Annotated in this window: 12 protein-coding genes; 5 read left to right on the forward strand and 7 right to left on the reverse strand. The window is 62.7% G+C overall.

All coding sequences use genetic code 11. From position 1 onward, the window contains the following. The 4 genes from D0T21_RS21740 to D0T21_RS21755 all read right to left on the reverse strand — a co-directional run bounded on the left by D0T21_RS21740 (window position 1) and on the right by D0T21_RS21755 (window position 4,795). Window positions 1–1,200: an acetyl-CoA C-acyltransferase gene (locus D0T21_RS21740; RefSeq protein ID WP_116991382.1), complete on the reverse strand. Its 1,200-nt coding sequence runs from the start codon at window positions 1,198–1,200 to the stop codon at window positions 1–3. After that, the gene (aceK, locus tag D0T21_RS21745; RefSeq protein WP_116991383.1) at window positions 1,193–3,016 is read right to left on the reverse strand and encodes a bifunctional isocitrate dehydrogenase kinase/phosphatase; all 1,824 of its coding nucleotides are present in this window, start codon (window positions 3,014–3,016) and stop codon (window positions 1,193–1,195) included. Before aceK ends, D0T21_RS21740 begins: the two co-directional genes overlap by 8 nt. Before the next feature lie 74 nt (window positions 3,017–3,090). Next, complete coding sequence (locus tag D0T21_RS21750) at window positions 3,091–4,275, reverse strand: isovaleryl-CoA dehydrogenase (RefSeq protein WP_116991384.1); 1,185 nt, start codon at window positions 4,273–4,275, stop codon at window positions 3,091–3,093. A gap of 112 nt (window positions 4,276–4,387) precedes the next feature. After that, window positions 4,388–4,795, reverse strand: coding sequence for a MerR family DNA-binding transcriptional regulator (locus tag D0T21_RS21755; RefSeq protein ID WP_116991385.1), 408 nt, complete (start codon window positions 4,793–4,795; stop codon window positions 4,388–4,390). Window positions 4,796–4,882: 87 nt separating this feature from the next. Here D0T21_RS21755 and D0T21_RS21760 point away from each other — a divergent pair, with 87 nt between their 5' ends. The 3 genes from D0T21_RS21760 (at window position 4,883) to D0T21_RS32275 (ending at window position 6,993) form a co-directional block, all read left to right on the forward strand. Further along, entirely contained in the window at window positions 4,883–5,923 is a 1,041-nt protein-coding gene (locus D0T21_RS21760; protein WP_116991386.1) for an MBL fold metallo-hydrolase, read from the forward strand. A 243-nt stretch (window positions 5,924–6,166) separates the two neighbouring features. Next, entirely contained in the window at window positions 6,167–6,574 is a 408-nt protein-coding gene (locus tag D0T21_RS21765; protein ID WP_026334739.1) for a hypothetical protein, read from the forward strand. A 248-nt stretch (window positions 6,575–6,822) separates the two neighbouring features. Then, a complete protein-coding gene (locus D0T21_RS32275; RefSeq protein ID WP_020703835.1) occupies window positions 6,823–6,993 on the forward strand; it encodes a hypothetical protein in 171 nt (56 codons plus the stop codon). 30 nt (window positions 6,994–7,023) lie between these two features. Here D0T21_RS32275 and D0T21_RS21770 read toward each other — a convergent pair whose 3' ends face one another. The 3 genes from D0T21_RS21770 to D0T21_RS21780 form a co-directional block, all read right to left on the reverse strand. Further along, window positions 7,024–7,620 carry a UbiX family flavin prenyltransferase gene (locus D0T21_RS21770; protein WP_116991387.1) on the reverse strand — a complete coding sequence of 199 codons (597 nt, stop codon included), beginning with the start codon at window positions 7,618–7,620 and terminating at the stop codon, window positions 7,024–7,026. Beyond that, window positions 7,613–7,924 (reverse strand): Grx4 family monothiol glutaredoxin, encoded by a 312-nt coding sequence (gene grxD / locus D0T21_RS21775; RefSeq protein WP_008443113.1) that lies wholly within the window; start codon window positions 7,922–7,924, stop codon window positions 7,613–7,615. The genes D0T21_RS21770 and grxD overlap by 8 nt, the downstream gene beginning before the upstream one ends. An 81-nt stretch (window positions 7,925–8,005) precedes the next feature. Then, window positions 8,006–10,354 (reverse strand): Tex family protein, encoded by a 2,349-nt coding sequence (locus D0T21_RS21780; RefSeq protein WP_116991388.1) that lies wholly within the window; start codon window positions 10,352–10,354, stop codon window positions 8,006–8,008. Between the two features lie 215 nt (window positions 10,355–10,569). Here D0T21_RS21780 and D0T21_RS21785 point away from each other — a divergent pair, with 215 nt between their 5' ends. After that, window positions 10,570–13,719, forward strand: coding sequence for a DEAD/DEAH box helicase (locus tag D0T21_RS21785; RefSeq protein WP_116991389.1), 3,150 nt, complete (start codon window positions 10,570–10,572; stop codon window positions 13,717–13,719). Beyond that, window positions 13,720–14,853 carry a PAS domain-containing sensor histidine kinase gene (locus tag D0T21_RS21790; RefSeq protein WP_116991390.1) on the forward strand — a complete coding sequence of 378 codons (1,134 nt, stop codon included), beginning with the start codon at window positions 13,720–13,722 and terminating at the stop codon, window positions 14,851–14,853. The last annotated feature ends 23 nt before the right edge of the window (window positions 14,854–14,876 follow it).

The following is a 14,876-nucleotide window of genomic DNA, read 5'->3' on the forward strand; positions in this document are numbered from 1 at the left end:
TTACGCCAGTTCGATGGCCATGGCGGTCGCTTCGCCGCCGCCGATGCACAACGCCGCCACGCCCTTCTTGCCGCCGGTGCGCTTCAACGCGCCGATCAGGGTGACGATGATGCGCGCGCCGGATGCGCCGATCGGGTGGCCCAGCGCGCAGGCGCCGCCATGGATGTTGACCTTGTCGTGTGGGATGTCGAGGTCGCGCATGGCGGCCATCGGCACGGCGGCAAACGCTTCGTTGATCTCGAACAGGTCGACGTCCTTGGTGCCCCAGCCGATTTTCTTGTACAGCTTTTCAACCGCGCCGATCGGTGCGGTGGTGAACAGGTTTGGCTCTTGCGCGAAGGTGGCGTGGCCGTGGATCTTGGCGATCACGGTCAGGCCCAGTTTCTTGGCGGTCGATTCGCGCATCATCACCAGCGCGGCGGCGCCGTCGTTGATCGACGACGACGAGGCGGCGGTGATGGTGCCGTCTTTCTTGAACGCGGCGCGCAGGGTCGGGATCTTTTCGATCTTGGCCTTGAGCGGGCCTTCGTCCTTGTCGATGACGGTGTCGCCGACGCGGCTGGTCACGGTGACCGGCGCGATTTCCCACTTGAAGTAGCCTTCGTTGGTGGCGACCTGCGCGCGCTTGACCGATTCGATGGCGAAGTTGTCCTGCGCCTCGCGGGTGAACTCGTACTTGGCCGAGCACTCTTCGGCGAAGGTGCCCATCGAGCGGCCTTCGCCGGTTTTCTCGTTGCGCGAGTAGGCGTCTTCCAGGCCGTCGTACATCATGTGGTCGAACAGCATGCCGTGGCCGATGCGGTAGCCGCCGCGCGCCTTCGGCACCAGGTAAGGCGCGTTGGTCATCGATTCCATGCCGCCGGCGATCACCACTTCGGCGCTGCCTGCCACCAGCTGGTCGTGCGCGAAGATCGCGGCCTGCATGGCCGAGCCGCACATCTTGGACAAGGTGACCGCGCCGGTCGAGGTCGGCAGGCCGGCTTTCAACAGCGCCTGGCGTGCTGGCGCCTGGCCCTGGCCCGCCATCAGGCAGTTGCCGAAGTAGACGTGCTCGACCAACTTGCCGTCGATGCCGGAGCGTTCGACGGCGGCCTGGATCGCGACCGCGCCCAGGTCGTGTGCGACCTTGCTGGAGAAGTCGCCCTGGAAGGCGCCCATAGGGGTGCGGGCTGCACCGACGATTACGATAGGATCATTCATTTTCTAGAGTCTCCATAAATGGCGGCTGGATGGCCGCCGGTGGGGTGGTGTGTTGATTGCAAAATCGGATGTGCTGCGGATACGGGAATACGTCTTCCACGTGGCCTTCAAGGATGCGCTGCTTGCGCGCCTGCCACCAGGCTTGCGTCAACAGGTCGCTGTGGTGCTTCATGAAATATTTTCGGATCTTGGCGTTCCCCAGCAGGAAGCGGCCGAACTGCTCGGGGAAGACGTCGTACTTGCCGATCGGGTACCACGGCTCGGAGGCCATTTCCTCTTCCTCCGTGCGGGCTTCCGGGATCACGCGGAAATTGCAGTCGGTGATGTATTCGATTTCGTCGTAATCGTAAAACACCACGCGCTGATGGCGCGTGACGCCGAAGTTCTTGTACAGCATATCGCCGGGGAAGATGTTGGCGGCCACCAGTTCCTTGATGGCGTTGCCGTACTCGAGCACGCCGTGCTCGATCTGCAGGTCGTCGTTGTCCTTCTCGGCGTTGGTCAGCCACATGTTCAGCGGCACCATGCGGCGCTCGATGTACAGGTGCTTGATGACCAGCTGGTCGCCTTCCTCTTCCAGCAGCGACGGCACGAAATGCTTGAGCTCGGCGATCAGCTCTTCGCTGAAGCGGTGGCGCGGGAAGGCGACGTTGGAATATTCCAGCGTGTCGGCCATGCGGCCGACGCGGTCGTGGTGTTTCACCAGCAGGTATTTTTCCTTGATCAGCGCGCGCGTGGTTTCCTTGGGCGCCGGGAAGAAATCCTTGATGACCTTGAACACATACGGGAACGACGGCAGCGCGAACACCAGCATCACCAGGCCGCGGATGCCGGGCGCGATGTCGAACAGGTCGGACGAATGCTTGAGGTGTTGCAGGTAGTCGCGGTAGAACAGCGTCTTGCCCTGCTTTTGCAGGCCGAGGATGGTGTAGATCTCGCTGCGCGGCTTGCGCGGCAGCAGCGTGCGCAGGAACTGCACATAGGCCGACGGCACTTCCATGTCGACCAGGAAGTAGGCGCGCGTGAACGAGAACAAAATCGTGATCTGTTCCTGGTCGAACAGCACGGTGTCGAGTATCAGCTCGCCGTGCTTGTTGTGCAGGATGGGCACGACGAAGGGATATTCCTTGTTGCCGTTGATGCCCTTGCCGACGATGTAGGCGCCCTTGTTGCGAAAGAACAGGCTCGACAGCACATGGATCTGGTGGTTCGGTTCCAGCTTGATGCCGCCGAACAGCGTGCGCAGCCGGCCTTCGATCTGCGCCACGTCGCGCGTCAGGTTGGCGAACGTGGTCGCCAGCTGGAAGTTGGTGATGATGCGCTTGAGCGTGTAGTGCAGGCCGTCGGTGCCGGGGTAGTAGACGCGGTAGGTCGGCGCGATTTCCTCGGTTTCGATGTACTCGGTGGACACCACCGGGCGCACGAAGATGAATTCGTTGTGGAAGTAGCGGCGGTGGAGGATGTTGCAGCAGACCGAGTTGAAGAAGGTCTCGGCCAGCTCCGGCTGCTTGTGGTCGGACAGCATGCCGATGAAGTGCAGCTTGAGTTCGCGCCACACTTCGTCGGTCAGCTCGGCCGGATCGTATTCGTCTTCCAGCATCTGCACGCATTCCTGCACGCGGCGGTCGTAGAAGTCGATGCGTTCGCGCGCGGCCTGCTGCGCGGTGCGCCAGGCGCCCTGCTCGAAATGCTGCTTGGCCTGCTGGCTGGTGAGCCGGAACAAGCGGTAGTGCTTGTCGAAACCGTCGCGGATGGTGCGGGCGATGTCGAACGCGATCTGCGAGCGCAGCAGTTTGGGGAAAGCAGCCTGGATCATGGGTCAGCCCTGGTGTGCGTTAGCTGGCTATCAGCGGAATACTGCCGCCGGGCCAGCCCACGCACACGCGATGCTTACTTGGTTTCCGCGAACAGTTCGCGGCCGATCAGCATGCGGCGGATTTCGCTGGTGCCGGCGCCAATTTCATACAATTTGGCGTCGCGCCACAGGCGGCCGACCGGATACTCGTTGATGTAGCCGTTGCCGCCCAGCGTCTGGATCGCCTCGCCGGCCATCCAGGTCGCTTTTTCTGCGCTATACAAAATGGCTCCCGCTGCATCCTTGCGCAACTGGCGGACCGCTTCCGGGGTTTTGGCCCGGTCGCAGGCCTGACCGACGGCGTACACATATGCCTTGCACGCCATCATGGTCGAGTACATGTCCGCAATCTTACCCTGCATCAGCTGGAATTCGCCGATCGGCTGGCCGAATTGCTTGCGGTCGTGGATGTAAGGCACCACCGCGTCCATGCAAGCCTGCATGATGCCCAGCGGGCCGCCGGACAGCACGGTGCGCTCGAAGTCCAGGCCGGACATCAGCACATTGACGCCCTTGCCCAGGCCACCCAGCACGTTCTCGGCCGGCACTTCGCAGTTGTCGAACACCAGCTCGCCGGTGTGCGAGCCGCGCATGCCCAGCTTGTCGAGCTTCTGGGCCACGGAGAAGCCCTTGAAGTCTTTCTCGATCAGGAAGGCGGTCATGCCTTTCGGGCCGGCTTCCAGGTCGCTCTTGGCGTAGACCACCAGCACGTCGGCGTCGGGGCCGTTGGTGATCCACATCTTGGTGCCGTTCAGCACCCAGCGGTCGCCCTTGAAGTCGGCGCGCAGCTTCATGCTGACCACGTCGGAACCGGCGTTCGGCTCGGACATCGCCAATGCGCCGACGTGTTCGCCGGAAATCAGTTTCGGCAGGTATTTTTGTTTTTGCTCTTCGGTGCCGTTGCGCTTGATCTGGTTGACGCACAGATTCGAGTGGGCGCCGTACGACAGGCCGACCGAGGCCGAGGCGCGCGAGATTTCTTCCATCGCGACGATGTGGGCCAGGTAGCCCATGTTGGCGCCGCCGTATTCTTCGCCGACGGTGATGCCGAGCACGCCCAGATCGCCCATCTTGCGCCACAGGTCCATCGGGAACTGGTCGCTGCGGTCGATTTCAGCGGCGCGCGGCGCGATTTCGGCGGCGGCGAACTGTTGCACGGCTTCGCGCAGGGCGGCGATGTCTTCGCCGTGGTCAAAGGTCAGGCCTGGGAGATGGAGCATGTCGTCCTCATTCTTGTGTTTTGATGGAAGCGTCAATAATACGCCGGTGTGACGTTAACGTAAACGTAAAGCAGCGGTGACGGTGGGCCGTCACGCAATATTGTTATTTTTGTCAGATGGTGGCCGGCCGGGGTTCGCCGATGGCGGCCAGCAGGCGCTTGCATTCGTCCTCGTGGGCGGTGATTTCGGCCAGCGACATTTCGATGTCCTCGCGCTGCTGTTCCAGCGTTTCGCGGTGCTGCGCCAGCACGCCCAGGAAGCGGTTCATCTGGGCGCTGGTGTCCTTCGGCGATTCGTACATGTCGACCAGGCTCTTGATCTCCGACAGCGACAGCCCCAGGCGCTTGCCGCGCAGGGTCAGCTTGAGGCGGGTGCGGTCGCGCGGCGTGTAGACTCGGTTGCGGCCGCCCGCGCCTTCGCGGGACGGGCTCAGCAGACCCTGGTCTTCGTAAAAGCGGATGGCGCGCGCCGTGATGTCGAATTCACGGGCCAGTTCGGTGATGGTGTAAGTGTTGGGCATCTCTGGGTTTGCGGTAAAGTCGTACAATTTCCGTTTACGTCAACGTCAAGCACATTGTAGCGCGCCTGACATCCCGAAAGAAGAAAAATGAACCTGCTCGAATCGCAACTGGAGTACCCGCTGGGCGACACCATCCCGGCCACCGGCGCCGTGCACGAGATCGTTCCCGGCCTGCGCTGGCTGCGCATGCCGCTGCCGTTTGCGCTGGATCATATCAACCTGTGGCTGCTGCGCGACGGCGACGGCTGGAGCGTGGTCGACAGCGGCGTGGCCGGCGACGCCACCCGCGCCGCCTGGGAAACCATCTTCGAAAGCGGCCTGGACGGCCTGCCGGTGCGGCGCGTGTTCGCCACCCATTGCCACCCCGACCACATCGGCCTGGCCGACTGGCTGTGCCGCCGCTGGGATGCGCCGCTGTGGACCACCACCGGCGAATACGCCTTCGCGCGCATGATGTCGGCCGCCCTGCCGGGTGTGGACGGCTCGGCGGCGCTGCCGCATTTCCAGCGCCACGGCCTGCGCGACCCGGAGATGCTGGAAAAAATGGCAAGCCGGAAAAACTACTATCCGACCCTGGTACCGTCGGTGCCGGCCGCCTACACCCGCATCCAGGATGAACAGTTGGTTGTTATCGGCGACCATCGCTGGCGGGTAATCACCGGCTTCGGCCATGCTCCCGAGCATGCCTCGCTGTATTGCGAGGCGCTCAACGTGCTGATTGCCGGCGATATGGTGCTGCCGCGCATCTCCACCAATGTGTCGGTTTTCGCGGTGGAACCGGAGGCCAACTCGCTGACGCTGTATCTTGACTCATTGGGCAAGTTTGTTGACTTGCCGAACGATGTATTGGTGCTGCCCTCGCACGGCAAACCGTTCCGGGGGCTGCATACCCGCATCGCCCAGTTGCGCCAGCACCACGTCGAGCGGCTGGCCGAGGTGGTCGACGCCTGCCGCGATTGGCAGTCGGCGGCCGACATCGTGCCGATGATGTTCAAACGGCCGCTAGACGCCCACCAGCTTAGCTTTGCGCTGGGCGAAGCGCTGGCGCATCTGCACAAATTGTGGCACGACGGTATCGTGCGCCGTGAAACAGGAGCGGACGGCATCATACGTTTCCGCGTCGCGTAGCGTTGAAAGTGTGGCCGTAAACTAGTAGTGGTGTTATTGTAATAACTTCACTATTTCCACTGAAAACGGCTCCGAGGCTTCGGTCCAATTAGTAGTGGGAAACCGAATAAAGTTCGGTGCGGGTTCTTGCCCGTACTTGCACTTACAGAGGATAAAGTGTTAATTATAAAATCCCATCACGTCACAATCAGATCTTAAAAACAAGAGACTGACTTTCATGACGCAACGTGAAATAGTGCAATTATGAATTCTTCTAATGAACGCGAAAGCTTTAGCCAGCGCTTGCAACAGGCTCTCAAAAACGCCCACTACTCCCCCGACAGCCCAACTCGATTGGCGCGGGAATTCAATATTCGATTCGACGGCCGGCCGATCACCGTGCACGCCGCCCGTAAATGGCTGGTAGGCGAGGCGATTCCGACCCAGGAAAAGCTGCGCATGATTGCGCAGTGGCTGGGCGTGCCGGCCGAATGGCTGCGCTTTGGCGGTGCCGAAGCGGACGCTCCGACCGGTGAAGGCGGCAACGGCTTGTCGCGCTTTGAGTCGGCCGATGTCAAGCTGATCGCGGATTTGCAACGCCTGGACGAGCATCACCGCCAGATTGCACGCGAATTTATTCGCATGCTGGTGCGGGTTAATTACCAAAAGTAGTCATTTTCAGTACTACTACGGAGTTATTTTTACCGTTTGTGGCTAAGGCTGAAAGTGTTTCCATGTGAAACTAGTTTCACGGTTTGGCCGGTTTTTGTTCGGATAGGGCGTCCCTGAGGGGGCGCCTTTTTTATTTTCGGGGGCTTTACGAATTGTCATAGTTTCGACACGGATTTGAGGCACAATAGGTAATCAGCCGTCGCTGAGCCGCAGCATTTACTTCGGGAGCCAAGCTTTTGAGCCGTCTTATGAAAAGTAACTACAGCAATGTCGCGCAGCTAAAAGATTTGATGACCGTCCCCCCGATGACCGCCGCCCAGCACGCGGAAGTAATGCGCAAGCGCATTGCCCACCGCCGCATGGTCGAGGAAGCACGGGATCTGAAGAAAGCCAGCGGATCGCAGTTCGATAAACGCTAGGCCGGGGTAGCAGGAGCGGTACGGCAGGTCTTAGTTGGAATCGCTGGTCGGCTTCATGCCGTTCCAGCGCGGGGCCATCGTGTGCTCGATGCCGAACAAATCGATGACCCGGCCGACCGTGTGGTCAACCATCTCCGCAATGCTTTGCGGGTTGTGATAAAAGCTGGGCAGCGGCGGGAAGATGATCCCGCCCATTTCCGTCACCGCCGTCATATTGCGCAAGTGCGCCAGGTTGAACGGCGTTTCCCTCACCATCAGCACCAGCCGGCGGCGCTCCTTGAGCACCACGTCGGCCGCGCGCGCGATCAGGTTGTCCGACAGGCCATGCGCCACTGACGCCAGCGTCTTCATCGAGCATGGCGCGACGATCATCCCATCCGACTGGAAAGAACCGCTGGCGATCGAGGCGCCGACGTCGCGCACCTTGTGCACCACGTGGGCCAACGCCTCGACTTCGCGCCGCTGCAAGCCGGTTTCCTGGTGCAGCGTGAGGACCGCGGCATCCGAGACGATCAGATGTGTCTCTATGCCGGCGGTATGTTGCAACTGTTGCAGCAGACGCACGCCATACACCGCGCCGGTGGCGCCGGTGATGGCGATAATAATCCGCCGCGGACGATCAGGCATCCAGCAGGGCCTTCAGTTCGCCGGACTCGAACATCTCGTTCATGATGTCCGAACCGCCGATGAACTCGCCCTTGACGTAGAGCTGAGGAATGGTAGGCCAGTTCGAGTAGTCCTTGATGCCCTGGCGGACTTCAGGATCTTCCAGCACGTTCACGGTTGCAATGTTCTCAACGCCGCAGGCCTTCAGGATCTGGATGGCGCGGCCGGAAAAGCCGCATTGCGGGAACTGGGCGGTGCCCTTCATGAACAGCACCACAGGGGTGTTGGTCACGGTTTCTTTGATCCAGGTTTGTACGTCGCTCATAGCTGCCTCAGTGAAAAGATGTAAATAGATGCCGTCATTTTATAAGAAAACGACGGCACCGGTATTTTTATGGCCGTTGGCTCAGCCGCGCAGCTTGGCGAACGCCGCCGCCATGCTGCCGCCGACCGGCTCGGACTTGGCGGCCTGCTTCTGGTGCTGGCCCATGCTCTTGCGGTCGTTGCGATCGCCGCGCTGCTGCGGCTGCGAGCCGGCTTGCGGCGCGCTGTCGCTCAGGCGCATGGTCAGGGCGATGCGCTTGCGCTTCTCGTCCACTTCCAGCACCTTGACCTTGACCACCTGGCCAGCCTTGACCACCGTGTGCGGATCCTTGACGAAGGTGTTCGACAAGGCCGAGATGTGCACCAGGCCGTCCTGGTGCACGCCGATGTCGACAAACGCGCCGAACGCTGCCACGTTGGTGACCACGCCCTCCAGGATCATGTCCGGACGCAGGTCGCGGATTTCTTCCACGCCGTCCTTGAAGGTGGCGGTGGTGAACTCGGGACGCGGATCGCGGCCCGGCTTCTCCAACTCCTTCAGGATGTCGCTGATGGTCGGCACGCCGAACTTGTCGTCGGCGTACTTGGCGGGATTGAGCGTCTTGATCAGCGCGGTCTCGCCGATGACGGCCTTGATGTCCTTCTTGATGTCGCCGAGGATTTTTTCCACCAGCGGATACGATTCCGGGTGCACCGCCGACGCGTCCAGCGGGTTCTCGCCGCCCATCACGCGCAGGAAGCCGGCTGCTTGTTCAAAGGTCTTGTCGCCCAGGCGCGGCACCGCTTTCAGGCCGGCGCGCGAGGTGAACGCGCCCTTGATGTCGCGGTAGGACACGATGGCCTGCGCCACCGAAGCCGACAGGCCCGACACGCGCGCCAGCAGCGGCGCCGAGGCGGTGTTCACATCGACGCCGACCGCGTTCACGCAATCCTCGACCACCGCGTCCAGCGAGCGGGCCAGCTGGGTCTGCGAGACGTCGTGCTGGTACTGGCCGACGCCGATCGATTTCGGATCGATCTTGACCAGCTCGGCCAGCGGATCCTGCAAACGGCGGGCGATCGAGACCGCGCCGCGCAGCGACACGTCCATGTCCGGCAGTTCGCGCGAGGCGAATTCCGACGCCGAGTACACCGACGCGCCCGCTTCCGAGACGACGATCTTGGTCATTTTCTGCTCAGGGAATTGCTTGATCAAATCCTGCGCCAGCTTGTCGGTCTCGCGCGAGGCGGTGCCGTTGCCGATCGAAATCAGCGACACATTGTGCTTGGCGGCCAGCTTGCCCAGCGTGTGCAGTGAGCCGTCCCAGTCGTTTTTCGGCTGGTGCGGGTAGATCACGGCGGTATCGACCACCTTGCCGGTGGCGTCCACCACCGCCACCTTGACGCCGGTGCGCAGGCCAGGGTCCAGGCCCATGGTGGCGCGCTGGCCGGCCGGCGCGGCCAGCAGCAGCGCCTTCAGGTTGGTGGCGAAGACGTTGATCGCGTCCAGCTCGGAACGCTCGCGCAGTGCGCCCATCAGTTCGGTTTCCAGGTGCATGAAGCTCTTCACGCGCCAGGTCCAGCGGGCGGTGTCGCCCAGCCATTTGTCGGCCGGACGGCCCTGGTTCTTGATGCCGAAACGGGCGGCGATGCGGCCTTCGCACGGATTGTGCGGCGCATCCCACTTCGGCTTTTCGGCTTCCGTGTCCAGGCGCAGCACGACATCGAGGATGCCTTCGCGGCGGCCGCGCAACAGTGCAAGCGCGCGGTGCGACGGCACGGTGCCGATGGTTTCGGAATAGTCGAAGTAATCGGCGAATTTTTCGCCTTCGTCTTGCTTACCTTCAATAACCTTGGATTCAACAATGCCATGATCCAGTACGTATTCGCGCAAGGATTGCAGCAACGTTGCATCTTCGGCAAAGCGTTCCATCAGGATCTGGCGGGCGCCGTCCAGCGCGGCCTTGGTGTCGGCCACGCCCGGATTGTTGCCCTCGGCGGTGGTGAAGGCTTCGCGCAGGAATTTGTTGGCCTCCATCTCCGGGTTCAGTTCCGGGTTGTCCAGCAGGCCGTCGGCCAGCGGCGCCAGGCCCGCTTCGATGGCGATTTGCGCCTTGGTGCGGCGTTTTTGCTTGTATGGCAGGTATAAGTCTTCAAGACGGGTCTTGTCTTCTGCATGCATGACAGCATCTAACAGTTCCGGCGTCATCTTATTCTGCTCGGTGATCGATGCCACAATCGCGGCGCGGCGGTCTTCCAGCTCGCGCAGGTAGCGCAGGCGTTCTTCGAGCAGACGCAGTTGAATGTCGTCCAGGCCGCCGGTGGCTTCTTTCCGGTAGCGGGCGATGAAGGGTACCGTGGCGCCTTCGTCCAGCAGGGCGATGGCGGCGGCAACCTGTACCGGTTTGCAAGTCAGTTCCAGGGCAAGACGTTGTTCGATTGAAGGCAACATGTGGGCGATTCCTAAGCAGTCAAGCCCGGAATCATACGCAATCGGCGCGAATGTGCCAGTCTTGACAGTCCAAAAGGACTGTGCACGGCTTTGGAACGTGCAAGGAACACGTTTACATGCGGGTTTTATGAAGAATCCGCAAACACGAACGCGTGTATGGCGGATAATATCGCCTGTTGCCGTTTTTGAACCATCTTTGACCAACAATGCGACCTATGGATTTTACCCGCGACGACGCCACCGACGATGTTCCCGCCAAGCCAGCTGCTCCGGCCGCCCCAGCATCTCCCGCTCGCCCTGCGCCGCCCGCGAATCAATTGTCGTACGCCGTAGCCACCTGGCTGCAGCGTGTGGATGCGGCAGCGCATCCCAAAGCCAAACTGAACGCGCCGCCGGTCGATACTGATCCGAAGCAACAAACCCAATACAAGCTGATCTACGTGATGGCGCCCACCAGCGGCGGCCGCCATGTGGCGCTGTGCCTGTACAAGGCGCGCCTGCGCTCGAACGGCGACGTCGCCGCGGCCAGCCCGGTGAGCGAAGTGTTTTCGCTGCTGTCGGCGCCGCCGAGCTTCCTCGCGGCCGGCGACGAGGACTTGATCCGTTTCTTCGTTGCCATGCGCAGCGGACAGAATTCCCAGACCGGCTCCGCCACCGAGCCGCGCGGCAAGATCGGCGCGGCCCTGCTGAACATGTTGGCCGAACAGGATAAGTTGCTCTGGGCAAACTCCTGGGCCGACGTCGGCAACGGCCTGGTCTACCCGCTCAAGGGCGGCGTGATGCGCGAAGCCAACCTGGCCTGGCGCGAAGAAGGCAAGGGTTTGCGCCTGGGCTGGCAAGTGCAGGCGCCGCCGAACGCCAAGCATGTCGGCGCCGACCAGGTCGACTACATGCTGCCGACCGATCCGCCGTGGTATATCGACAATCTTTCCTGCGGCGTGCTGCAGCTGAACCAGGGCGGCGCTTCGATTCCGCTGGCCGATTTGCAGGCGTTGGTGGCGCAAGCCCCGCTGCTGACCAATAACGACAAGATGCGTGTATCGCAGTTGCTGCTGGCCCACGGCCTGCAACAGCTGATGCCGCTGCCGCAACCGCTGCCGCAGCGCGTGCGGGACGACGTCAAGCCGCGTCCGGTACTGACCCTGGACGCCGCCATGCTGGCCGACGGCTCGCTGCAACGCTGGCACGACTTCGCCGTGTTGTCCTTCGACTACGACGGCGAGCGCGTGTCCTTCGACCCGTCGCAGCGCGTGGTGCGCCAGAAGGGCGAAGTGACCGAAATCATCCAGCGCGACAGCGCCGCCGAAGAGCTGGCCCTGTCGCTGCTGACCGAACGCCACTTCCTGCCGCCCGCCACCTTGCCGCTGAGCAGCGTCAAGGGCGGCCTGTTGCTGCCTAGCCAGGCCGAATGGCTGCGCTTCGCCCGCGATGGTATCGAGGCGCTGAAGCTGGCCGGCTGGAAAGTGGAAAAAACCGTCAAGTACCGCTACGACGTCAGCGACGTCGGCGACTGGTATGCCGACGTGGTGGAAGATCCGGCCGACGGCGGCCACGCCTGGTTCGAGCTGGAACTGGGCATCATGGTCGACCAGGACCGCGTGCCGCTGTTGCCGGTGCTGGTGCAGATGATCCGCAGCGCGCCGAACGACTTCAATCCGAAGACCATCGCCCTGCACGGCGACGAAGACCAGATGCTGGCCACGCTGCCCGACGGCAGCCGCGTCGCCCTGCCATGGGGCCGCGTCAAGCCCATCCTGACCACCTTGGGCGAGCTGTATTTCAGCGACAAGATCAAGACCTCGCTGCGCATGGCTACGCTGGACGCCGCACGCCTGGACGACCTGGCCCGCAACGTCGAGCTGAACTGGACCGGCGGCGCCGAGCTGCGCGAAATGGGCGCCCGCCTGAACCAGTTCGGCGCCGTCAAGCGCATCGCCACCCCGGCCGGCCTGCAAGCGACGCTGCGCGACTACCAGACCGACGGCTTGTCGTGGATGCAGTTCCTGCGCGAATACGGCTTCGCCGGCATCCTGGCCGACGATATGGGCTTGGGCAAGACCGTGCAGACGCTGGCCCACATCCTGGTTGAGAAGGAAGCCGGCCGCCTGACCGCGCCGGCGCTGGTGATCGCGCCGACCAGCCTGATGGGCAACTGGCAGGAAGAGGCAGCCCGTTTCGCCCCCGGCCTGCGCGTGCTGCTGCTGCAAGGCAAAGATCGCATGGCCCAGTTCGACCAGATCGCCGAAGCCGACCTGGTGCTGACCACCTACGCGCTGCTACCCCGTGACGAGGAAAAACTGCGCGAGCATGATTTCCACCTGGTCATCCTGGACGAATCGCATTACATCAAGAACACCCGCAGCAAGGCCGCCCAAAGCGCCGGCCTGCTGCGCGCGCGCCACCGGCTGTGCCTGTCCGGCACGCCGCTGGAAAACCACCTGGGCGAGCTGTGGTCGCAGTTCCACTTCCTGCTGCCGGGCTTGCTCGGTGACGAGAAGGGTTTCAACACCGTGTTCCGTCATCCGATCGAACGCCAGGACGACCCGCTGCGGCGCGCGCTGCTGAACCGCCGCATCAAGCCCTTCCTGCTGCGCCGGACCAAGGACAACGTAGCCAAGGAATTGCCGCCGAAGACGGAGATGGTGCGCAAGGTCGAGCTGACCGGCGCTCAGCGCGACCTGTACGAGACGGTGCGCCTGGCCATGGACCAGAAGGTGCGCGAGGAAATCGACCGCAAGGGCGTGGCGCGCAGCCAGATCGTCATCCTGGAGGCGCTGCTGAAGCTGCGCCAGGTGTGCTGCGATCCGCGCCTGGTCAAGTCGCTGCCGTCGAAGAAGCAGACGGCCGGCTCGGCCAAGCTGATCGACCTGATGCAGATGGTCGAGGATTTGCTGGAAGAGAACCGCAAGATCCTGGTGTTCTCGCAGTTCACCAGCATGCTGGAGCTGATCGAGGAGGAACTGGAGGCGCGCGATATCCCGTATGCGTTGCTGACCGGCGAAACCAAGGACCGCAGCGCGCAAGTGGCGGCCTTCCAGCAGGGCGCGGTGCCGATCTTCCTGATCAGCCTGAAAGCGGGCGGCGTCGGCCTCAACCTGACGGCGGCCGATACCGTGATCCACTACGATCCGTGGTGGAATCCGGCGGCGGAAAACCAGGCTACCGACCGCGCCTGGCGCATCGGCCAGGACAAGCCGGTGTTCGTCTACAAGCTGATCGCCAAGGGCACGCTGGAAGAAAAAATCCAGGTGCTGCAGCAGAAGAAATCCGATCTGGCGCAATCCATCCTGGCCGAAGGCGAGTCGCAGAAAATGGCGCTCACCCAGGAAGACTTGCAGCAGATCTTCGCCCCGCTGGCGGAATAGGTGGCGACCGTCGCCGAACTGCAAGCGGCATTGCGCCAGTCGCAGGCGGAGGCCGAGCGCTATCGCCTGCTGCTCCAGCACAGCGGCGAGGTCAGCTGGATGGCCGACTGCGCCAGCCTGCAATTGTCCTGGCTCAGTCCGGCGGCCGAGCGCCAGTTCGGCTATACGCTGGACTCGGCGCAGGCGCTGGCGGCCAGCCTGTTGCAGCAGCTGCCCGCCAGGCTGGAACGCCACGCCGGCGGCGACCTGAGCCGCCTGCGCCTGGTGCGCGAAACCGAACTGCCCCATGCGGACGGCCGCCTGCTGCCGGTGGAAATCGAATCGACCCTCATCGTTGACGAGCACGGCGTCGCCATCTCCGTGGTCGGTGTGGTGCGCGACCTGAGCGCGCGCCGCGAGCTGGCCGCGCAGCAGAAGAAGTTCGCTTCCATGCTGTCGCACGAATTCCGTACGCCGCTGTCGACCATCGACGGCGCCGTGCAGCGCCTGGAAATGACCGGCGCCCACCACGATGAAGCCACCCGCAAGCGTTACCGCAAGATCCAGACCGCGGTCGACCGCATGCTGGCGATGCTGGACGAGTACCTGTCGCCCGAGCGCATGGCCAGCATCGGCCGCGAGCGCCAGCCGAATGAAATCTCCCCCGCCGCGCTGCTGGAGGCTGTGGTCGAGCAGGCGCGTAGCCGCCGCAGTGGCATCACGCTGCGGCTGGAAACGCTGCCGCAATGGATGCGCTGCGACCCCGCCGGTGTGCGCTTATGCCTGGAAATTTTGCTCGACAATGCAATTAAGTACACGACTGCCAATACTCCGATAGAATTGATAGGCAAAATAGCAAGCGAGGGCGGCGTCGAGTTCCTGGTGCGCGATCACGGGGCCGGTCTGCCGGCGACGGAATTGGCGCATGTATTCGACAAATCCTTCCGCGGCAGCAACGCCGCCGGCATCGCCGGATCGGGGCTGGGCCTGTATATGGCGCGCGCGGTGGTGGATGTACACGGGGGAACGCTGACGGCAACAAATGTTTCTGAAAGCGGCACGGAATTTCGGATTTGGCTGCCCATAGCGGCCAGCGCCGGGAAAAGCCTTGCGCGGGCGGGTGGCAGCAGTGATAATTCCTTGAGCGCAAGCTGAAATAGCAAGGCAGGACTGAGCAC

The sequence above is a fragment of the Duganella sp. BJB476 genome (assembly GCF_003416895.1).
Taxonomy (GTDB): domain Bacteria; phylum Pseudomonadota; class Gammaproteobacteria; order Burkholderiales; family Burkholderiaceae_D; genus Rugamonas.